16 protein-coding genes are annotated in these 23,598 nt (G+C 40.4%); 11 read left to right on the forward strand and 5 right to left on the reverse strand.

The features are described 5' to 3' along the window. Window positions 1-9: 9 nt before the first annotated feature. From nrdF to ABD930_RS20230, 5 genes are all read right to left on the reverse strand, one after another. Window positions 10-993 carry a class 1b ribonucleoside-diphosphate reductase subunit beta gene (gene nrdF, locus ABD930_RS20210; protein ID WP_345234781.1) on the reverse strand — a complete coding sequence of 328 codons (984 nt, stop codon included), beginning with the start codon at window positions 991-993 and terminating at the stop codon, window positions 10-12. Window positions 994-1,147: 154 nt separating this feature from the next. Further along, window positions 1,148-3,265 carry a class 1b ribonucleoside-diphosphate reductase subunit alpha gene (nrdE, locus tag ABD930_RS20215; RefSeq protein WP_345234784.1) on the reverse strand — a complete coding sequence of 706 codons (2,118 nt, stop codon included), beginning with the start codon at window positions 3,263-3,265 and terminating at the stop codon, window positions 1,148-1,150. Further along, window positions 3,228-3,632: a class Ib ribonucleoside-diphosphate reductase assembly flavoprotein NrdI gene (nrdI, locus tag ABD930_RS20220; protein WP_345234786.1), complete on the reverse strand. Its 405-nt coding sequence runs from the start codon at window positions 3,630-3,632 to the stop codon at window positions 3,228-3,230. The genes nrdE and nrdI overlap by 38 nt, the downstream gene beginning before the upstream one ends. 18 nt (window positions 3,633-3,650) lie before the next feature. Next, complete coding sequence (locus ABD930_RS20225) at window positions 3,651-3,890, reverse strand: thioredoxin family protein (protein WP_345234788.1); 240 nt, start codon at window positions 3,888-3,890, stop codon at window positions 3,651-3,653. Window positions 3,891-4,061: 171 nt separating this feature from the next. Next, a complete protein-coding gene (locus tag ABD930_RS20230) occupies window positions 4,062-4,823 on the reverse strand; it encodes a DeoR/GlpR family DNA-binding transcription regulator (RefSeq protein ID WP_345234789.1) in 762 nt (253 codons plus the stop codon). A 206-nt stretch (window positions 4,824-5,029) separates the two neighbouring features. Here ABD930_RS20230 and ABD930_RS20235 point away from each other — a divergent pair, with 206 nt between their 5' ends. The 11 genes from ABD930_RS20235 to ABD930_RS20285 all read left to right on the forward strand — a co-directional run bounded on the left by ABD930_RS20235 (window position 5,030) and on the right by ABD930_RS20285 (window position 23,338). Further along, the gene (locus tag ABD930_RS20235; RefSeq protein ID WP_345234791.1) at window positions 5,030-6,637 is read left to right on the forward strand and encodes a glycerol-3-phosphate dehydrogenase/oxidase; all 1,608 of its coding nucleotides are present in this window, start codon (window positions 5,030-5,032) and stop codon (window positions 6,635-6,637) included. Between the two features lie 31 nt (window positions 6,638-6,668). Then, entirely contained in the window at window positions 6,669-8,183 is a 1,515-nt protein-coding gene (glpK, locus tag ABD930_RS20240) for a glycerol kinase GlpK (protein ID WP_345234793.1), read from the forward strand. A 148-nt stretch (window positions 8,184-8,331) separates the two neighbouring features. After that, entirely contained in the window at window positions 8,332-9,066 is a 735-nt protein-coding gene (locus tag ABD930_RS20245) for an MIP/aquaporin family protein (RefSeq protein ID WP_345234795.1), read from the forward strand. Window positions 9,067-9,200: 134 nt separating this feature from the next. Beyond that, window positions 9,201-12,317, forward strand: a complete 3,117-nt coding sequence (locus ABD930_RS20250; protein ID WP_345234797.1) for a SusC/RagA family TonB-linked outer membrane protein — start codon at window positions 9,201-9,203, stop codon at window positions 12,315-12,317. Window positions 12,318-12,323: 6 nt separating this feature from the next. Then, the gene (locus tag ABD930_RS20255) at window positions 12,324-13,910 is read left to right on the forward strand and encodes a RagB/SusD family nutrient uptake outer membrane protein (protein WP_345234799.1); all 1,587 of its coding nucleotides are present in this window, start codon (window positions 12,324-12,326) and stop codon (window positions 13,908-13,910) included. Between the two features lie 215 nt (window positions 13,911-14,125). Beyond that, the gene (locus ABD930_RS20260; protein ID WP_345234801.1) at window positions 14,126-17,350 is read left to right on the forward strand and encodes a SusC/RagA family TonB-linked outer membrane protein; all 3,225 of its coding nucleotides are present in this window, start codon (window positions 14,126-14,128) and stop codon (window positions 17,348-17,350) included. Between the two features lie 7 nt (window positions 17,351-17,357). Further along, the gene (locus ABD930_RS20265) at window positions 17,358-18,794 is read left to right on the forward strand and encodes a SusD/RagB family nutrient-binding outer membrane lipoprotein (protein ID WP_345234804.1); all 1,437 of its coding nucleotides are present in this window, start codon (window positions 17,358-17,360) and stop codon (window positions 18,792-18,794) included. Window positions 18,795-18,808: 14 nt separating this feature from the next. After that, entirely contained in the window at window positions 18,809-20,362 is a 1,554-nt protein-coding gene (locus ABD930_RS20270) for a DUF5689 domain-containing protein (RefSeq protein WP_345234806.1), read from the forward strand. Between the two features lie 91 nt (window positions 20,363-20,453). Then, entirely contained in the window at window positions 20,454-21,233 is a 780-nt protein-coding gene (locus tag ABD930_RS20275; protein ID WP_345234808.1) for a glycerophosphodiester phosphodiesterase, read from the forward strand. A gap of 6 nt (window positions 21,234-21,239) precedes the next feature. Beyond that, window positions 21,240-22,193: an HAD family hydrolase gene (locus tag ABD930_RS20280; protein WP_345234810.1), complete on the forward strand. Its 954-nt coding sequence runs from the start codon at window positions 21,240-21,242 to the stop codon at window positions 22,191-22,193. Window positions 22,194-22,255: 62 nt separating this feature from the next. After that, window positions 22,256-23,338: a metallophosphoesterase gene (locus ABD930_RS20285; RefSeq protein WP_345234811.1), complete on the forward strand. Its 1,083-nt coding sequence runs from the start codon at window positions 22,256-22,258 to the stop codon at window positions 23,336-23,338. Window positions 23,339-23,598 lie beyond the last annotated feature (260 nt).

Here is a 23,598-nt window from a genome sequence, read left to right on the forward strand (position 1 = left end):
GGGCAATCTTTATACCGGTAGCGTTAAATCAGGCATAAAATCTTCATCGTGTAAATGGCTAACTTGTGTTGCTTTTTCATAGTTTGTGGATTTCTTCGAGAAAAAATCATGTTGTGTTGTCTCCAGATTCAATCCGTTCAATACGATAGGATTGACTTCTTTCACTTCAAAAAGCTCCTCAAAACCCAAATTCATCAATGCTTTATTAGCGTTATAGCGCACATACTCCTTAACTTCTGCGGTTAATCCCACATCGGTATAGATTTCCTCTGTGTATTTTAATTCATTTTCGTACAACTGCATCAGTAAATCATTGACTTTTTTTCGTACGTCTTCTTTATGCGGTAATTTTCGATAAATATCTTGCGCAAGCATTCCCACAAAAACACCGTGGATGGATTCATCAGCGACAATTTTTTTAATGATATCTGCGCTGGCAACCATTTGGCCTTGTCCGGCTAACCATAATGGAATAAAAAATCCACTATAAAAAAGAAACGACTCCAGCAACACGGAAGCGGCCAAGGCCATGAATAGCTCTTCGTTGGTTACTTTTTTCTTATCGAGCGACCGGTAATATTGATCAATGGTAGCCGCTTTAAATTGCAAGTATTTATTTTCTTGTACCCATTCGAAAAGCTCATTAATTTCTGGGGTACTAGCAACCGTGGTAAATATGGTAGAATACGATTTAGCATGAATAGCTTCCATCATGCACATGTACGAAAGCACGGCCTTACTCTGCAGCCCATCGATATGATCCAATAGTTTAGGCATTCCCGTATGGCTCTGTAAGGTATCCAATAACGTTAGTCCTCCCAGTGCTTTCTTATATGTTTCTTGCATTTCTGGTGCAAGTTTTTTCCACACATCCATATCTTTAGATGGGATGTATTCCGTATCAATCCAAAATTGCCTGATGTTCTGCTCCCAGAACATCCCTACATAATCATTCTCTGGTGTATTCCAATTTACCGCTTTATATTGATTCATTATTATTATGAGTTGTGCGTTATGAGTTATGAGTTGCGCGATAATACACAACTCATAATTTACAATATTGATATTTATTTATATATGAGGTATTACATTACGAAGTTTCGATAAACGACTCGCAACTGGTAACGCGTAACTGGCAACTAGCAGTTTAAACCGAACAAGAAATACACTCGTCGATAGATGCTTTTCTGGTACGGGTGTAATACAAGGATTTTAACCCCATTTTGTGCGCGTAGATGTAATACTTAGCTAAATCTCGGGTTGTATCTTTTGAATTCGTATGTAAAATAGTAGAGATACCCTGATCAACATGGCGCTGTATAACGGAGATCAACCGCAATACATTATTTTGATCCATATCATACGCTGATTTATAAAAGAAATAGTTATCGTTATTCAAATACGGCATCGGATAGTATGTAGTGCTATCGCCATATTCCCTTACTTCTATGGTATCTACTACCGGCATCACCGAAGCCGTTGCATTCATAATATAAGAAGTAGATTGGTTTGGAGCTATGGCCATGCGGTAGGCATGGTATAGCCCATTTTCCATGACCTGCTGTTTTAAGTTTTCCCAAGCCGCTTTATCAGGGATAACGATTCCTTCGAAGAGTTCTTTTACCTTATCTGTTACCGGGAAGAAATCTTGCGCCACATATTTATCAAAATATGTCCCATCAGCATAGGCTGAATTTTCAAAACCTTTAAATGTCGTACCACGTTCTTTGGCAATTTCCATAGAGCATTCAATGGAATAAAAATTGACCATCATAAAGAAGATATTACAAAAATCTAATGCTTCTTTACTTTCATACGTAATGAAATTTTTAGCCAAGTAGCCATGTAAATTCATGGCACCCAGACCAACGCTATGCAACTCGCGATTGGCTTTTTGGATAGTGGGTACCATCTTGATATCCGTAATATCAGATACTACCGTTAGCGAACGCATAGCCGTTTTGACTACCTCCTTAATCCGACGGTTATCCATGGTCGTCGCAATATTTAAGGAACCTAAGTTACAGGAAATACCATAACGAATGGTATCCTCTTCATGATACGACCGAATATCAGAGACTTCGGATAGTTGCATGATTTCTGTGCAAAGGTTAGAGAATTTAACCGAACCAATACCGTTTAACGCATGTCCTCGATTGGCATTATCCTTAAAAAACAGATAGGGATAACCACTTTCCTTTTGCGTTTGCGCAATTTTAATTAACAAATGACGCGCATTGATTTTGCGTTTCTTTACTTTAGCGTTGCTCACCAATTCATCGTACATGCTTGTCATATCCATCTCATCCAGGTACTGTCCGTATTCTTGGTAAACAGTATGTGGATAGAAAAGATAACATACCTCATCCGCCTCTGCAATCTGCATGAATTTATCTGGAATAATCACTCCAATAGAGAGGGATTTAATACGTAGCTTTTCGTCAACATTAATTTTCTTACAATCCAGAAACTCTTCAATATCAGTATGGAAAATATTGAGATATACGGCTCCCGCTCCGGGGCGTTGCCCTAGCTGATTAGCATAGGAAAACGTATCTTCCATAATTTTCATAACCGGTAACACACCACTAGAACGACCTTCTACTCCCTTAATGGCTTCCCCTCTTGCCCTAACTTTGGAAATGTTAAAGGAAACACCACCACCAATCGAAGAAAGTTTCATCGCCTCATCGATCGCATAGCTGATACCGCTTAAACTATCACCGATTTCATCCAAAAAGCAGGAAACCAATTCACCCGAACGTAATTTCCCTGCGTTCAAGAAAGTAGGAGTTGCCGGTTGGTATTCTTGATTAATTAAAATTTCTGCATATTCGAGTGCACGTTTTAAATCGCCCGAGGCCAGATAAAGAGAGACACACACTACGCGATCTTCGTAGCGTTCCAAAAATTTCTCTCCACTGTCATCCCGCAAGGCATAGCTTTGGAAAAATTTGAATGCACTCATGAACGAAGGGAAACGAAACTTACGCGCATAAACGAAGTCGTATACTGCTTCCATTTGTTCAAAAGTATAATGCTCATAAAAATTGACGTAGTATTTATTTTCGATCAAGTAATCGATTTTTTCTTTGAGCGTATAAAAGAATACCGTGTTTTTATTGACATAATCCAAGAAGTACGATCTTACTGCTTCCTTATCTTTATAAAGACGAAAATCTTCATCGTCTTTAGTCATGATTTCATTATTGAGTAAAATCCATTTTTTAGCAATAATGGGACTCTTCGTTACCGTGGTATTCATGATATTCGTTTATTTTGTTAATAAATTGTTGAACATCTGACATGCTGCCGGATAGTTCAAACTTAAATAATACAGGCAGATCGTAAAGGGTTGAAACGATATCCGCAGCCCTTCCAAAATTTAATCCCCAATTCCGATTGCCACTAGCTGAAACGGATTTGATAAAGGTGGCGTTCTGCTGCATAAACTTTGCTGTGCTTTCGGGAATCTCACCCCGCCCAGTAGTAAATGTAATAAGATGTCCCGGCTGGGACACCGATAAATCTTCAGTAATACGCTGAACAAACCATCCTGTTTGGGCCTTTAGTTTATGCACAAATCGATCTACATTACCTGTCTTGCTATCGTAATAAATCCAATCTTGCATAGTTATATCTGTTTAGGCTTACTGCAAGGCACTTATGGCTAATAATTCTTCTGGTTTAAAGCCGATTATGCGTCTCACTTCTTCATTTCCTTTTGTTACAATGACGGTGGGCACTGAACGCACCCTGAACTGCATAGCTACTTCGGGATTCTCAAAAGGGTTGACTTTTTCGTAGGTTACACCTTTGTTGTCGAGAAACTCAGACACCATATTGCATGGCGCACAATTATCTTTTTCAAATTTTATAACTCTTATCATAGCCTTTTAATTTTTTGTTGTTACTAGAGGTGTAGGTACAAAGGTGCACCTTAGTATTTAGAATAGGTGTAAATAATTTTCAACACAAGTGGATTAATCCACATTTGTATTTTCTGAGAAAATTGGTATGGTTTTTAAGAAGGTGCCACGCGCGCAATGCAAAACGGATAACTAAACAACGGTGACCTTGACGCCCATGCTTTCTAGGGCTTTTAACATATGCGGTGGAATACCCGCATCGGTAATAATTTCATCAATTTCATCGAATCCGCAAATACGACCAAAACCTCGTTTGCCAAATTTGGTAGAATCGGCCAGTACAATCGTCTTTTGCGTCACTTCTATCATTTTACGGTTAAGGTGGGCTTCCATACCGTTTGTTGTCGTTAATCCGAAATCGGGATCAATGCCATCAACCCCCAAGAACAATTTACTACAAAAGAAATCCTGCAATATCGTTTCAGCATAAGGCCCAGCTACTGACGCCGAAGTAGAACGCATCATTCCTCCCAACTGCAATATTTCGACATGCTGATGTCGGTTCAGTTCAATAGCCACATTTAATGCAGAAGTGACTACCGTTAAATTACCGACCGGATGAATATGCCTAGCCATTGCTAGTACGGTTGTTCCTGAAGCAATGATAATCGAGTCATTAGGTTCAACCATTGCCGCAGCAGTTGCCGCAATTAAGGCCTTCTCTTCCGATTGCATCTTTTCTTTTTCAATAACCGACCGATCAATCGTATAGGGATTATTCAGCGTAGCACCGCCATGTGTACGAAAGAGCATCTGTCGCTCTTCCAATAACTTCAGATCCTTTCTAATCGTTACTGTTGATACATCCAGTTCCTTGCCCAAATCAATTACATGGATACTACCCTTTTCCTGAAGTCTTTTAAGAATAAATTGATGGCGCTCTACGCTATTCATAGCTTAGTGTTTAAGTTAATTACAAAAGATATTACTTGTCGTAAAATTTATATGAACCAAAAGAACAAATTATTTTGATCAAAACAAAGCTTGTTTTATTCTTTCATTTTCTTTCGTAAAATTTTCAATAATTTATTTTTGATTTCTAAACTTGATCATTTACCTTTGTTATTTACCAATTAGTAAAACTAATTGTAGACTTTACTATGCAAGAAAACGCTTATCACATCCAATCGTTTAGCCGCAAACGCGCTATTGAACAATTAACGCAAGTTCAGCAATGGGATATTGCCATTATCGGCGGTGGAGCAACAGGTTTAGGAATCGCGGTAGATGCCGCTACCCGTGGCTTCAAAACGCTTTTGGTGGAGCAAGCCGACTTTGCAAAAGGAACATCCAGTAGAAGTACAAAATTAGTACACGGTGGTGTACGTTACCTAGCTCAAGGCGATATTAAGTTAGTTTATGGTGCACTTCGTGAACGGGGCATTTTATTTAAGAATGCACCACACCTAGCCCATGCGCAAAGTTTTGTCATTCCTTGCTATACTTGGTTTGCCAAACTTAAATTTTTAGTAGGATTAAAAATTTACGATTGGATGGCGGGTAAGTACCGCATTGGTCAATCAACCTTACTCTCCAAAGATAAGGTTCTCCAGCAGATTCCGGAAGTTAAATCAAGTCGACTAAAAGGCGGCATTGAGTATTACGATGGACAATTTGATGATGCCCGTCTTGCTATTAATCTTGCCCAAACGGCAGCTCAATATGGCGCTTCACTAGTAAACTACATGAAGGTTACACAACTTGACAAAGATACAGAAGGAAAAATTAATGGGTTTTCTATGGTAGACCGAGAAAATGGCATTAACCATACCATTCGTGCTAAAGTTGTCGTCAATGCTACTGGGGTGTTTGTAGATGACATTCTGACCCTAGCCCATCCGAACCATAAAGCGATGGTACGTCCAAGCCAGGGTGTTCATATTGTAATAGATCGTTCTTTTCTTTCTGGAAAAAGTGCATTAATGATTCCAGAAACCAGCGATGGCCGTGTGCTCTTTGGCGTACCTTGGCATCATCATTTAGTATTAGGAACAACTGATACACCACTTAACGAACATCGTTTGGAACCACGAGCATTAGCCAAGGAAATTGATTTTATCTTAGATACCGCAAGTGAATACCTTTGTAAAAAACCCACCCGTTCGGATGCTTTAAGCGTCTTTGCAGGTCTCAGGCCCTTAGCAGCACCTAAAGATGGGAAGGAAAGTACGAAAGAAATTTCCAGAGACCACAAGCTTCTGGTTGATGAAACCAATTTAATCACCATTACTGGGGGGAAATGGACAACTTATAGAAAAATGGCCGAAGATACGGTAAACCAAGCCATCAAAATAGCCAAATTTCCTTTTGTTCCGTGTAAAACCGAACATACCCTTATTCATGGTGCCGTTAACGTTTCAACGGGCGATCATTGGCAGGTTTATGGTACCGATGCAGATCAAATCAAGGCACTTGTAGCTACAAATACCGCTTTAGGGAAAAAACTTCACCCCAAGCATGAGCCTATTGCAGCACAAGTTGTTTGGGCAGTACGCCACGAAATGGCCAGAACAGTGGAAGACGTACTTGCCAGAAGAATACGCATACTGTTTTTAGATGCCCAAGCAGCTATTGAAATGGCCCCAACTGTAGCGGAAATTATGCGTGCAGAATTAGATCAAGATGAATCTTGGGTTCAAGAACAGCTTATTGAATTTACAACACTTGCTAAAGGATATTTAATTCATCCTTTACCAATACCTAATTGACCATCTACTTACCAACAATATAACACTAAATATGACAGACAAAAAATACATTCTTTCGCTTGACCAAGGGACAACTAGTTCAAGGGCAATTATTTTCAATTACCAAGGAGCCATTGTTTCACTCGCACAAAAAGAGTTCACCCAGATTTACCCAAAATCTGGATGGGTAGAACATGATCCACGTGAAATCTGGTCATCACAAATTGCCGTAATTGCCGAGGCCTTGGTAAAAGGCGATATCAAGTCGGCAGACATCGCGGCTATTGGCATTACCAATCAGCGCGAGACGACTATCGTTTGGGATCGTGAAACGGGAAAACCCATATACAATGCTATTGTATGGCAGGACAGACGAACAGCCGTTTACTGTGATGAGTTAAAAGAAAAAGGCTATGAACAACAAATCAGGGAAAAGACGGGACTGCTCATTGACTCTTACTTTTCGGCCACCAAAATCCGGTGGATTCTTCAGCACGTGGAAGGTGCTAAAGAAAAAGCAGCCGCGGGAAAGTTATTATTCGGCACTGTAGATAGTTGGTTGATCTATAATTTAACGGATGGCGAGAAACATGTAACTGATGTGACCAATGCTTCGCGCACCATGTTGTATAATATTTCAACCATGCAGTGGGATAACGAATTACTTGATCTTTTTGAGATTCCGGAAAGTATGCTTCCCGAAGTTAAATCTTCAAGCGAGGTATATGGCCAAACAGCGGGAAAAATGTTAACTGACCGCATTCCTATTGCTGGAATTGCTGGCGATCAACAAGCCGCTCTTTTCGGACAGCTGTGCACGAAAGAAGGTATGGTAAAAAACACCTATGGTACAGGCTGTTTTATGTTGATGAATATCGGCGACAAACCGATTGTTTCGAAAAACAACTTAGTCACCACAGTAGCCTGGCAGATAGGAAACCAAGTTACTTATGCCTTAGAGGGAAGCATCTTTATTGCTGGTGCTATCGTGCAATGGCTTCGTGATGGATTGGGCATCATCAAGTCGTCTGAAGAGGTAGAGGCATTGGCCAAACGTGTAGATGATACCGATGGGGTATATTTAGTACCTGCATTTGCCGGTTTAGGTGCCCCGCACTGGGATGCTTACGCGCGCGGCACCATGGTTGGTTTAACCAGAGGAAGTACGGCTGCACATATTGCCCGGGCAGCTTTAGAAAGTATCGCTTTTCAAACCGTAGACATTTTAAAAGCGATGGAAGCCGATGCTCAAAAGGAAATACACGAACTTCGGGTAGACGGCGGGGCTACCAAAAACAATTTACTCATGCAGTTTCAAGCGGATATTCTACAAGCCGATGTGGTACGGCCGAAGATTACAGAAATCACAGCTATTGGGGCAGCCTATTTAGCTGGATTAGCAGTGGGTTATTGGAAAGACTTAAATGATCTGAAAGATCAGTGGCAAATAGATCAAACATTTGAGCCAGACGGAAAAACGGATGTGCTCAAACGTATGCAAGAGTGGCATCGGGCTATTGAAGCTGCTAAAGCATGGGCCAAATTGGAAGATAAAGGAAAAGCATAAAGCGGAACACTTTTGCGTTATACGTTTTAAATACTAAAAGCAACCTTTTCATTTTTCATGGTTACCTTTTAATCTGTTGCTGTTTAGTCTTTATATCTAACAAATAACCAATAACGAATAACCAACAAAAACAACGAATAACTAAAATATGACACCTTTTATAGCAGAGCTTTTAGGAACATTAATACTCATCCTTTTAGGTGGCGGAGTAGTAGCAAATGTCTTACTAAAAGGAACCAATGGCAATGATAGTGGCTGGATAGTCATTACTACCGGCTGGGCACTAGCCGTATTCACGGGTGTAGTCATCGCAGGCCCTTATAGTGGTGCCCATCTTAATCCAGCCGTGACCTTGGCAATGGTAATTACCGGAAGCTTATCTTATGGTGATGCTTTATTGTATGTATTAGCACAATTTATAGGAGCCATGGCTGGTTCTTTTTTAGTTTGGTTGATGTACAAAGATCATTTTGACCAAACCGAAAATCCGGGACTGAAACAAGCCGTATTTTGTACCTCACCAGCTATCAGGAATCTTCCCATCAACCTGACTAGCGAAATCATAGGAACTTTTGTGCTTATTTTGGCTGTTTTCTTTTTTACCGATGGCGAAATATCCATTGAGCAAACCAAAACACCTGTAGGCCTAGGTTCTATTGGTGCTATACCGGTTGCTTTCGTAGTATGGGTTATTGGCCTTTCATTAGGAGGCACCACCGGTTATGCCATTAACCCGGCGCGAGATCTCGGTCCTCGGATTATGCACGCATTACTACCGATAAAAAATAAGGCTAACTTCAATGGAAGTTACGCTTGGGTACCTGTTTTAGGACCGCTTATAGGTTCTACGCTGGCTTGTATTATTTATCTTTTACTTTCATAAGCAACAATAAGACTTACAAACTTCACCATTATTTAACATAACGAACCATTTACCGGCTGCATACATCCTGTGGCTTTCATCATCGTGGCAACACATTATCATTTAAATTAAAATGATAATAAAAACGAAACATTATGAATAAATTGGAAAGGAATCTGTTCTGGAAACGGAATCAGTTAAACAGTAAAAGGGCTTTTCATTCCATCCGAAAAAAAGCAACAATCCTATGTATACTACTTTTAGGGTTGCATGTTGCATTTGCCCAAACCACCTTCGAAGTGCAAGGACTCATTCAAGAAGCCGGCACCGGAGAACCTTTGCCAGGGGTCTCTATTTTGGCTAACAATAAGGCATTGGGTATATCGGACAGTAATGGAAGGTTTTCGGTATCCGTAGCCGCAAACACCCAATTACACTTTAACTATATTGGATATAAACCCTACGAACTATTGGTTAATAAGCGAATGACTGATGTAAAGATCAGTTTAGAGTCTACTAGTACTCAATTAGAAGATGTCGTGGTGGTGGGCTATGGTACCCAGAAAAAAGAAAGTCTTACCGGAGCAGTCACCACGGTTCAAATGAAAGAAAAAGAGGGATCGCCGACGACTAACATCAGTAATGCTTTATCGGGTACACCAGGATTATTTGTTAAATTAGGGAATAGTCAGCCTGGCGTCGACCGATCGGAAATAAAAATTCGGGGTATGGGAACACTAAACAATAATAATCCTTTAGTGCTGGTAAATGGCATTGAGTATTCCATGGACGAAATTAATCCAGACGACATAGAAACAATCACGGTCTTAAAAGATGCAGCAGCGGCCATTTATGGTTCAAGGGGTGCAAATGGGGTTATTTTAGTCACCACAAAAAAAGGAAGTGGCGTCTCGCAGGTTAATTACAATTACTACAATGGAGCGCAAAGCCCCACTCGTATGCCTGATGTGGTTTGGGATCCCATTCAATATATGAACCTAAAAAATCAAGCTTTAGCCAATCAAGGGCAAGCCGCCATCTATTCTGACGAAGATATTGCCGAATACCAAGCAGGAATGGCAACTGATCCCTACACCTACCCAGCTAATAATTGGTTTGATATCGCGTTAAAAACCGGTAATATCCAAAAACATAACTTAAGCTTTGGTGGAAGTTCCGACACCTATCAATATCGCTTAGCCCTGGGGTATCTAAATCGTGATGGTATCATGATTGGGCCTTCTGATAATGAAAACAAATATTCCTTAAGCCTTAATGCTTCCTTAAATGTATCCAAGCGCTTAAAAGTAGGAGCCTCTATTGATGGTTATTACCGAAATTACGAACAACCGTTTTATGGTAGCGACTTTTTCAAACATTTAAGTCGATCGCTGCCTATCTTAAGCGACCGACTTGCCGATGGGCGCTACGGAAATTCTTGGTTATCAACCCCTGGTCGTAACAACTGGGAGAATCCAAGGATGATTGCTGAAACGGGCTATTCCAAAAAAATTGTTCAGCGATTTTTAGCATCCGCTTTTGCAGAGTATAAATTGCCTTGGGATATCACCTACAATATTCGATTTGGTGTAGACAAGTATGATGGCTTGCTTTCCCAATTCACACCACAAGTGCAGACGTTTAATCCGAAAACACTAAAACCAACCAATTGGAACAGTCCAGCTACCGCCCCGCGATCTAGCGAAGCAGACGATAACAATATAAATACACATTTCTATAATACCCTCGACTGGAAAAAGCAATTCGCCGACAAACATCATGTTGCGATCATGTTGGGTTCTGCATATGATTATTATGGAACAGGCATGTTTAGTGCAGAAATGACCGGATACCTAGATGGTACGTTAACCGCGCTCGATGCAGGCAGTATCCGTAATGCCATATCCGGACAAAGAACGGAAGATGTGTTAATCTCCTATTTCGGTCGAGCTAACTACGATTACAATGAAAAATATTTGTTTGAAGCCACCTTCCGCTACGATGGTTCGTCAAGGTTCGCCCGCAATAAGCGATGGGGCTTCTTCCCCTCCGTTTCTGCTGGATGGCGTATCGACAAAGAAGATTTTTTTGAATCGAATCTCTTTGACATGTTAAAGCTTCGGGCATCTATAGGCCAATTAGGAAATCAGGCCGTTGATCTCTATAGTTATGAAAAGAGCGTTGAACTAGGCCAGAATTATAGCTTTGGTGGAATAAATGGCTTACTGGCACCGGGTGCGGCAATTTTGGCCTATGCTGACCCAAATACTACTTGGGAAACCACCACCACCTATAATGGAGGTGTAGACATGGCATTGTTAAAAAGCAAGCTCAATTTAACGGTTGACGTTTACAAAAAACGTACAACCGATATTTTACGAACAGTCAATTTTCCTTCGCAAGTTGGATTAACAGGCCCAAAGAGAAATGTTGGTACTGTTGACAATACTGGCTTTGAACTCACTGGCCAATATCAGGATAAGATTGGAGCGGTTGGTTTTGGTATCAATGGTAATATCTCCTACAATAAGAATAAGGTGATCGATTTAGACGGACAAATTTTGTACGATTTTGATACCAACTTATCTACGATTACCAAAGAAGGCCTCCCTATCAGTTCACACTATTTGCTACAAGCCGATGGTTATTTCCAAAGCCAGGAGGAAGTAGATCAATCCGCTTTCCAAAGCAATGCAACCAAACCCGGCTATATAAAGTATAAAGATATCAATGGTGACAATATCATTAATGGTGATGATCGCGTCGTCATTAATGAATCATCTGCCATTCCAAAATATACCTATGGTTTTGGTTTCAATGTAGACTACAAAGGTCTATCGTTACGGGCATCTTTTCAGGGCATTGGCGGCATACGCCTTTATCCTGTAGGTAATTTGGCTTATCCATTTAATAATGGGGCCGGCATTACCCAAGAATGGGTAGGCAACACCTGGACACCGGAAAATCCGAATGCTAAATTACCTATCATAACGGAAAGCACTGGAGGAAATGACAATTTCCTACAATCGGATTTTTGGTTGAAAAGCGGATCTTATCTAAGACTAAAAAATGTACAATTAGCCTATTTGCTACCTCAAAAGTGGACATCAAAGATCAGTTTGTCTAAAGTGAGCGTCTTCGTTAATGCCGAAAACTTTCTCACCTTTTCCAAGTATAAGGATTTCGATCCCGAAACCATCAGTAACTATAGCTCATTGTACCATTATCCGATGCTTAAAACCATCAGTGGAGGTGTAAACGTTACATTTTAAAAATTAATGGAGAGAATTATCATGAATCATCATAAATATATCGCTATTACGCTATTTGCCAGCATTATTTTAGGAGCGTGTAATCCCGACCTGCTAGACCGGGATCCTGATTATAAATATACCGAAAGTACTTTTTGGCAAACGGAAGAGACAGCCAATGCTGCACTAAGTAGTATCTACGCAGAACTCACTTATAAAGGGCTTTTTGGTGGAGAAGCCACCCCCTTATGGGAAGAAGGGGCGACACCAAATGTGTATTGTTATAGTACTTCGGAAGGATTTGATGCCATTGGTCGTAGCCAGCAATCGGCCAGTACCGAAGGCGTCATTGCCAATCGGTGGAAACAATGTTATCAGGGCATAGGACGGGCCAATACACTTTTTGCACGTATTGGAGATGTCGGATTGGACGAAGAAAAACAAAGCCTCATGGAGGGCGAAGCGTATTTTCTCCGCGCTTTATTTTATTTTGAGTTGGCTACTTACTATGGAGGCGTACCACTTATACTGGATGCGCCAGATCCTGACACTCAAACTTCTTTACCCAGGAATACGCGGGAAGAAGTTATTCAGCAAATACTCGCCGATTTAGAAACCGCGGCAGAACGCCTACCCGTAAAACAAACAGGAGCAAATACCGGGCGAGCAACCAAAGGAGCTGCACTAGCTTTAAAGGCACGTGTACTGCTTTATGAAGCCAGTCCATTATTCAACGAAAATAATAGTACTGAAAAATGGCAGGCCGCTGCAGATGCAGCAAAAGCCGTCATCGATTTAGCCGGTGATGCAGGCTATGATCTGTTTGCAGATTACCGTGGTTTATTCCTTCCAGAAAATGAAAACAATCAAGAAGTCATTTTTGACGTGCAATATATTTTTCCAGATGTTACGCACTCCTTCGATCTTATAGATGCACAATACAACACCAACGCACCCTTGCAAGATTTGATCGATGCTTATGAAATGAAAAATGGGTTAGCCATAACCGATCCTGCTTCGGGTTATAATGCAGAAAAACCTTACGAAAACCGAGATCCCCGTTTGGAAGCAACCGTCGTATACCCGGGTGCGCTCTATAAAGGTGAGCCAGCATCGGCGTCTTATTATAAGCAAACGGGATACGCTATGAAAAAATATTCTATCTACGATAAAGAAACCCCTCCTGCTGATAAAAAAGATTTAAAAGGAGGACAATCGGAAACAAACTTTATCATCTTACGCTATGCAGATATCCTCGTGATGTATGCAGAAGCATTAAATGAAATAGATCCTGGAAACCCAGCAATACTGGAAAGCTTAAATAAGATCCGTAAACGCGTTAACATGCCTGCCATTACAGCCGGAAAAAGCCAAGAAGCAATGCGGGAAATTATCCGTAAAGAACGCCGCATAGAATTTGTGGGCGAGGCCCTTTATTATAATGACATCAGACGGTGGAAAACGGCAGAAACAGTGATGAATGCACCGATCAAGACGTGGAAAAATAGTGTAATTGAAACACGGAAATTTAACAAGGCACGCGACTATTGGTGGCCAATACCACAGGTTGAATTGGATTTAAATCCAAACTTGAAACAAAACCCGAATTATTAATTACCATAAAAATAGCTCATATAGCATCTGCTCATGGATCAAATGATCGATTCTATTTTGAGCTATTTTAGCTCTTGCTTTCATAAAAAGCAAAAGCAAACTTAACAATAAGATAACACTAAACTAACCATTACACAACCTAACTGCACTAAAATTGCAACTTTCATCCGAAGCGAAAACAAGTACTCCACAATGGTTCATTTAAATGAAACTCTATGAAACAAACAGAAACCAAATTTATTCATTTTTATTTTCTACTCTCCTGTATGGTTTTCTTGATGCTTACGTTAGGTGTATTTCCTTATCCAGCGTTTGCAGCTAGCCATTCCTCATTTCCCCTAGTACAGGAAAACATCAAGATTCAAGGAACGGTTTACTCCAATAACGAATCCCTACCGGGAGTTTCCATTACTGCTGATGGAAAATCTATAGGCATAACGAACCTTAACGGTCAATTCTCTATTACAGTAAAAAGAGGCACTGATTTAAAATTTTCGTTGATTGGTTATACCCCCTTTTCTATAACGGTAAACGAAGACAATCCGAACCTTCGTATAACCTTAGCCGAAGCCACAACGGATTTAAATGAAGTAGTAGTCACCGCATTGGGGATTAAACGTGAAGAGAAAGCACTAGGTTATGCGACAAAACAGGTGAAAGGAGAACAATTGACCGAAGCCCTATCCAATAATTGGACGGATGCTTTATCTGGAAAAGTAGCTGGTTTAAACTTGGTTCGATCCAATGGTGGGCCCGCCGGATCCAATAAAATTATTCTGCGTGGAGAAAACAATTTTTCCGGAGAAACCGCAGCTTTAATTGTTGTCGATGGTGTCGTTATTAATAATAGCAGCGGTAAGATGACTGGATCAGGTAGTGGTGCTTATTTATCAGAAGACTCGCCCGTCGATTTTGGTACGGGCTTAAATGATATCAATCCAGAAGATATAGAGAGTGTACAAGTGTTAAAAGGGCCCGGTGCTGCCGCACTATACGGGCAACGCGGTGCCAATGGTGCAATCATCATTACTACGAAGTCTGGCAGTAAGAAAAAAGGATTAGGTGTAACGGTTAATTCCAACGCAGCCATCGAAAGCATATCCCGTTGGCCCGATTATCAGTATGAATATGGTCAAGGTACGAATGGTGCCAACTATTATTCCTACAATGATAGTGAAGACGGGGCCAGTACCCGAAGTACAAGTGATGCCTGGGGACCGAAGTTTGATGGTCAGGAATATTATCAATATGATCCCATCACCCATACCAAAGGTACAACGAGAACCCCATGGGTGCCTTACCCCAATGCACGCAAACAGTTTTTTGACGCAGGAAGAACGTTTACCAACAGCGTAACGTTAGATGGCGGTTCTGACAAAACATCGATTCGATTTTCGGCAACCAACGTGCAAAACAAATGGATTATTCCAAATACAGGCTATAATCGAACTTCCATCGCCTTATCAGCAAGTCAAAAAGTATCAGACAAGCTCAGCATAAATGCCAAAGTTAATTATAATAAAAAAGGCAGCGACAATTTACCGAATACGGGGTACAATAACCAATCATTTATGTATTGGAACATCTTTTGGGAACCCAATGCCGATATTAATTGGCTAAAAGACTATTGGATGCCAGGACAAGAAGGACTCAAACAGAGTTATCCTTTTAGCAGTTATCCGGACAACCCTTATTTAATTGCTTATGAAATGCTCAATAAATCAGATCGGGATGGCATCACTGGAAACGTGCAAGCAACGTATAATTTCACTAAAGAATTCAGTTTGATGGTTCGAACGTCAATGGACATGAATAACGAAAGACGCTCGCAACAACGACCTTATGATACAGAGAAATTCAAAAAGGGGATGTACCGTACCCAAAACATTTTTGCACAGGAAATGAGTGCAGATTTCCTGGCAAAATATGAGAAACAACTCAATAAAGATATCGACGTCTCTATTTCAGCAGGAGGAAGTCATCTGAAGAACACATACAATCGTGATTATAATAAAGCGGACTCCCTTTTATATCCCGGTGTCTACACCTTAGCCAATTCTGCAGGCATTATTATTTCCGAACCCTATCGTTCATCTTACGTGTTAAATAGTTTTTATGGTTTAGCTACCTTTGCCTATAAAGATTATTTCTTTGTCGATGTAACCGGCCGAAACGATTGGACCAGTATACTAGCAACTCCCACCTCAACAAGAAATGTTAGTTTCTTTTATCCATCAGTGAACACTAGTTTCCTTTTATCGGAAGCGATAGATTTACCAAAAGCTATTTCTTATGCTAAAATTAGAGGCTCTATTTCAGGTGTTGGTAGTGGGTTAACCGGAGCTTATTTAACGAGTTATGTTTATGCGCCAGAACTCGTTATTCCAGGAGGGCAATCCAATCCATCTCAAATGCCTAATGAAGACTTAAAACCGTTATTTACGACCAGTTATGAAATTGGTACTGATCTTAAATTTTTGGAAAACCGCTTAAGTTTAGGGCTAACGTTATATACCGCCAACACAACCAATCAAATATTAAGTGCAACAACCGACCGTTCTTCTGGCTACAGTTCTGTTGTTGTCAACTCCGGTCTCATCCAAAACAAAGGAATAGAGATTGAAGCTTCAAGCGATGTTCTAAAAAATAGAGAAGGATTTAATTGGAATATCTACGGTACATTCACCGCTAATAAAAATATCGTGAAAGAATTGACACCTGAATTATCCAGCTTAACGCTTCAGAATGGTCCAGGCAGTCGCGGTGCCATTATTGCCACTATTGGAGGCAGTATGGGAGATTTATACGGACGTGGTTATGAACGTGCTCCTGACGGACAGATCATTTACCAAGATGGATATCCCGTTATTGGGGAAGATATGAAATACATCGGCAATACCAATCCAAAATGGCGCGCAAGTATTGGCAATGAGTTCCGATATAAGCAATTTAAATTCAGCTTCTTAATCGACGGACAATATGGCGCTGTAGGATACTCGTTAACGGCAGCCAATATGGCTGAACAGGGAAAAACGACCAATACCTTACCTGGCAGATATAATGGTATTATTGGCAATGGTGTTATGCGTGCAGCCGACGGTTCCTATGTTCCGAACGATGTTATAGCTACCGATGTCCGGAACTATTATGTCTTACATTATGGAAAAGACAATGTGGAAGGAACCACCTATTCTACCGACTTCGTTAAATTGCGGGAAGCCCGTATCGATTATACCTTAAGTCCCTCAATTGCTCAAAAGTTACACGTGCAACGTGTTGCCATCGGTCTATATGGCCGGGATTTATTCACTTGGACGAAATGGCCAGTGTTTGATCCAGAGTTTGGAACACTTGGGAATGGCGATATCAATAAAGGTTTTGAATTGGGCCAATTTCCCTCTACACGCACCTTTGGGATGAATCTTATCGTAGGATTTTAATTTGAACATGATGAAACCACTTTATTATTATATTTCGTTAGCGCTATTATTGTCATTTACCGCTTGTACCAAAAATTTTAAGGAACTTGCCGAAAACCCGAATGCGAATAGCAAAGTTTTACCGGAAGCTTTACTTGCTCCAGCGTTAAAAAACATCGTTAGCTATAACATGAACCGTAGTCAACGCATTACCAATGAATTGATGCAGGTGACGATTAATATGGGTGACGGCGATGGCAAAATTTTTCGGTATGACATCAAAACTTCTGAAGCAGATTATCTTTGGAACAATTGGTATCTCGAATTAAAAAACATTAAAGATATCTATACTTTTGGTGCCGACTTGGAGCAAACCAATTATATGGCCATATCGCTGATTTGCCAATCGTGGGTGTTTTCTATGTTAACCGATACTTATGGGGATATCCCTTATACACAGGCTTTACGTGGAGAGGAAAAAAATTTCACTCCCGTTTTTGACCAGCAACAAGATATTTATCCCGCCCTACTGGATAGTTTGGAAAGGGCCAATCAACTACTGAAAAGTAATACCGATATTAAATCAACCTCAGATCCCATTTTTCATGGCGATATTCTAAAATGGCGGAAATTTGGTAATTCTTTATACCTCCGTTTATTACTTAGAATCGCTAATAAGGAGCCAGAAAAAGTGGCTGCCAAAATTAAAGCAATTGTTGCAGATCCAGTGGAATACCCTATCATGACCTCCAATGATGAGTCTGCCATACTCCGCTGGGATGGATCCACTTCCTATCCTTCTCCTTTTGCCAATTGGCGACCTGGTGATTGGTATGGACCGCGTTTAACCAATTTCTTTGTGGACAACCTTACCGAAAGAAGTGACCCGAGAATTGAAAAATGGGCTACGTTATACGAAGGGGAATACGCGGGTGTTCCAAGTGGATATCCCGTTGGACAACACCCTGTAGGAAAATCATCTTTACCAACAGATTTAATGACCGAGCCGTTGTTGGGCAATATCATGAATTATGCTGAGGTCCAATTTATATTAGCCGAGGCGGTAGTAAGGGGCTGGATTACGGAGAAGCCAGCCAAAGATTATTATGAAGAGGGCATTAAGGCAGCTATCCAGCTTTGGGGGTATGAATTGCCGGAAAATTATCTAACCGGTGAACATGTGCAATGGAATGATGAAGCTTCCGAAACAGAGAAGTTAAATCAGCTCTTTTTGCAAAAATATTATGCCTTATTTTTCACTGACTTAGAAACGTGGTTTGAATACAGACGCACCGGCTATCCTGAGATACCAAAAGGTGCTGGACTGCAAAACAATGGTGTAATGCCTGCTCGATTAAATTACCCAGTATATATACAATCAACCAATGCTGTTAATTATCGAGCTGCGGTAGATAGACAAGGACCCGATAATATACAAACCGAAGTTTGGTGGCAAACGAAATAATAATTCAACCGAAAATGAAAAATAGATATTTTGCAATTTTATTATTCTCCTTGATAGCGGTCATAACCTATAGCTGCAAGGAACACGACTTTGCGGCCGGACGCCCAAGTCCTTATATTAGCATAGCCGATGTACGTTCTATTTACAAAAGTGCAGATGTACAATTGACGGAAAAAAATCTACTCGGAGCAGAAAATATTGTTGGTTTGGTAATTTCTGATCCAAGCCATGGTAATGCCCCTAAGAATACCATTGTGGTACAACAAGTCCAAACCGGTGTTATTAGTGGCATATCTATCTTAACCGATAAATCGGAGAACTTCGCTTCAGGCGATTCAGTTGTAGTCAATATCCGCGGCGCACAATTAAGTCGGGTTAAAGGGCATCTTTACTTACAAAATATACCATCTACCAATATTAATGTGGTATCATCTGGCAACCCCCTATTAACACAAATCATTACAGCATCTAAGGCCTATGCTTCACCATCTAAATATGAAAGCACTTTAGTTACCATCAACGGTGGAGAAATAACACCTAAACCAATAGAAGGCGATATCCTGGAAGGCAATAGATCTATGATAAACGGTATAGATACGTTGACTATACATACCGAATCTACTGCCTCATTTGCACAATCACCTTTACCACGAAATGTTAATATTTCCGGTATCCTGTTTACCGATACCGAAAATCAACCCAAAAATTCGTTGCAGATTTGGCCTCGGGAAGACGAGAATATCGTGGATATTAGCGATCCAGAAATACCCGATAATATCGGTAAATTTCCGATTATCATTAGTGGTTTTGCCAACGACATTAAAGGGGCCGATGGAAACTACGAATATATTCAGCTACGGGCAGCAACAGATATAGATTTTTCAACCGTGCCGTTTTCGGTAGTAGTGTGTGTAAATGCCAATGCCGCTACTCCAAATGCAGGAGCCGCTCCAGGTGCCGGATGGGCTACTGGAGGTGGAAGAACCTATAAATTCAATCTTACTTCAGGAAAGGTGGGTAAAGGTGAATTTTTCTATGTAGGCGGATCGCAGAAAAAAATCAATGGTGCCAATTCAACCGATATCCGGGACGCCAATTGGATACGAGCGATTGACTATAAATCTAATGCCGGAGATGGCTTAGGTGACGCGACATCGGGGTTATTGCCAAATTCGGGAAATGCTTGCGGAATCGCTTTATTCGTAGGCACAAACATCAGCAAGGAATCCATTCCACTCGATGTCGTATTTATGGGTGGCAACGGAAAAACAACCATAATCGATTCGGTAAACAACATTGGTTACCGCGTTCCGAATAATGATCATTATCATTCGACAGATCCTGTTTCAGGAAATGCACAACCATTTTTCTATCAGGGAAGCAATACCTATATTTTTCCGTATTTAACACCTGCTGATGTTGGTGCTTTTGTTAAGCTCGGAGGAAAATTCAACATCTCCACCAGAACATGGACCGAGGCAAGAACTTATGAACATTACGAATTAACAAAAACGTCCAAATTAAGTGAATTAGAAACGGGGGCTGGTGTTACTGAACTAGAGGAATAAATTAAGTATATTGAATGTCCATCAAAAGACACTTATCTTTGAAACAACGATGCTGTCGCTATTCAAAAGGCACATCAAAAATTAAAAAACTATGAAAAAGTATTCGTTATTAATCGCCACATTTTGTTTATTTGCCTTGGTGCAGAACAGCTACGCCCAATTTAACAAAAATGTAGTCATTGCTCACCGAGGAGCCTGGAAGAAAAACAATCTACCAGAAAATTCTATTGCTTCTTTAAATCAAGCAGCAGCGATAGGTTGTTACGGTTCTGAATTTGATGTCCACTTAACAAAAGATGATAGCCTGGTAGTGAACCACGACCCCACCTTCTATGGTATAGACATTGAATCTTCTACATACCAAGACCTGCTCGTCAAAAAACATCCTAACGGGGAAAAAATCCCAACTGCAGAAGAATATTTGTTAGCAGGTAAGAAAAATAAAAAAACCAAGCTGATCTTTGAAATCAAAACGGCAAAAGCAGGAAAGGAGCGCACGTTACAACTTACGCGTATGTCTGTTGATCTGGTAAAAAAACTAGGTCTGCAAAAACAGGTTGAATACATTTGCTTCGATTATGATGCTGGAAAGCTTGTACATCAATTAGATGCCAAAGCAAAAGTCGCCTACCTGAATGGCGATGTCGCGCCTGCGGAAGCTAAAGCTGCTGGGTATACAGGTATCGATTACCATATAAATGCATTCAAAAAGAATCCAGATTGGATCAAAGAGGCCCATAAGATCGGTTTGAGCGTCAATGTCTGGACAGTGAATGATGTGGAAGATATGAAAAATTTCTTGGCACAGAAAGTCGATTATATTACTACTAATGAACCTGAATTACTTTTCGAAGTGCTCCATCAAAAGTAATTGGCCATGCGGTTAAAAAAAATACTAAGAAAAGCCCTCCTCATAGGGGGCTTTTCTTTAGCTTTCATTGGGATTAGCCTTGCGCAATCGTACCACCAGATATCAGGCTGGGACCAAACCGTAAATCAACGAATAGAAAGCTTTTTAAATTCAACACGCATTATTAAGGAGCGGAAGGTAGCTGTATTCGATTGCGACGGGACGTTATTTGGACAAGCACCGTATTATTTGGCCGATGAAGCCATTTACCAATTTGCTAAAGAAACTTATGCTAATAAACGTGATAGCTTATCCAAAGCTAAAATGGCCATCATCGATGCGATGCTCCATGGGGACAATGTGGGCATAAATTATGTTAAAAATCGAATAGCTTTTTTAGCTGGTTTAACACCAGATGAGGTAAAAACTATTGGTAAGAACTGTTTCCATGAAAAATATCAACGGAAGTTTTACCCCGAAATGCGTGAATTATTGGCCAACCTACAGGCCTATGGCTTTGAAATATGGGTACTATCGGCATCTCCAGAATTACTTTATCAACAATTCGTACAAGAAAACTTGGGTATCCCTGCCGACCGCATTCTCGGTGTTAAGTCTGTTGTAAACCAACATAAAGTAACGGATCAGTTAGTCTATCCTATTCCGCAAGATGCCGGAAAAGCAGATGCCATACAAACATTTATCAAAGCCCGACCGCTTTTTGTCGGTGGAAATAGCCGTGGTGATCTGGAAATGATGAATGAATCGGTTGGCCTTAAACTTATTGTTAATCCAGATAATGAAAAAGTAGAAAAGGGGCCGGATGCTGGTGCAATGAAAGGCTATACCGTAAAAGGATATTGGGATGCCCACGATGGATTAACTGTTTATTGTCAAGACATTCCGGAAGGGGATTACACCTATATTACTAAAGAATGGGGTATCCCGGCCAACAAAAGCCACGCTAAAAAATCAAATTAATTAGCAGAAAATAGCGGGATTAAGGTGCTTAAAAATATAGACCAAAACAAAAATATAGACGGATGAAACCTATTGCAAAAATAACACTAGTTTTTCTTACCGCAATGCACTGCTTTTTTGCAGTTACTGCACAAAAAAAGGATTATACTGTTCCCGCATTGTCCGACGCCAATTCCTGGTCCATGATTTTACTTCCTGATCCACAGACCTATGTAAAATTCACACGGAATCAGCCTATTTTCGAACTTATGACGAGCTGGATTGGTGAAAATATCAAGCCATTAAACATTCAAATGGTTTTATGTACCGGAGACCTGGTAGAGCAAAACAATATATTGGCACCTGATGGTCAAAACGGCAACCAAGCCAGTCTGGAACAATGGCGGTCGGTTGCCCATAGCTTTAGTAGACTAGACGGTAAGGTTCCTTATATTGCAGCTACAGGAAATCATGATTATGGTTTTAAAAGTGCAGAAAATAGAGCAACGAATTATAACACCTATTTTCCAGTAGATAAAAATCTCAAGTCACAAGCCCTATTAAAAGAAGTAGGTGCAGATATCAATGGGCAGCCAAGTCTCACCAACGCAGCGTATGAATTAATTTCTCCTCATGGCATAAAATATTTGTTTGTTGTATTGGAATTTGCTCCACATGACAGCACACTTACTTGGGCAAAAAAGGTTGTAAACAAACCAGCATATGCCAGTCACCGTGTGGTTGTACTTACCCATTCTTACTTAAATGCTAAAAATGAGCATATCGAAAAAGAAGGCTATAAAGTAGAAAATGCTAATTATGGAAAAGCGATTTGGGAAAAGCTAGTCAAACCGTCAAAAAATATTGTACTTGTTTTTTCAGGCCATATAGGAGCACCTGATGACGAACGGGCACATATTGCGTTTAGAACAGACATCAATGCAGCGGGCAAAAAAGTACAACAGATGACCTTTAATGCACAGGCATTAGGTGGTGGTTGGCATGGCAATGGCGGCGACGGCTGGTTGCGCATATTGGAATTTCTCCCGGATGAAAAGAGGGTGCATGTAAAAACATTTTCACCTTTATTCGCTATTTCGCCTGCTACCCAGCACCTTGCCTGGCGCCGTAATGATTACGATGAGTTTAGCTTTTCTTTAGATTAGCCCTTACTCATTCCAATTAGGTAAGCGCATAGCAAAAAAGAAAAGCCTTCAACCGGGGAGATTGAAGGCTTCCTAACTAACCAATTATAAACCTAAATTATGAATGACACAAAGATAGTGTACAAACTACACTTTGAAAAACCTTTAAAATGAATTGACGTTTTTATGACAAAATGAATGGGAAGATAAAAACAAGTCCTGCCTTTTGGGTAAAAGCAGGACTTGACAAACCCAATATAAACAAAAACCACCTATAAGAC

Origin of the sequence: Olivibacter ginsenosidimutans (assembly GCF_039542865.1) — a bacterium.
Lineage (GTDB): Bacteria > Bacteroidota > Bacteroidia > Sphingobacteriales > Sphingobacteriaceae > Olivibacter > Olivibacter ginsenosidimutans.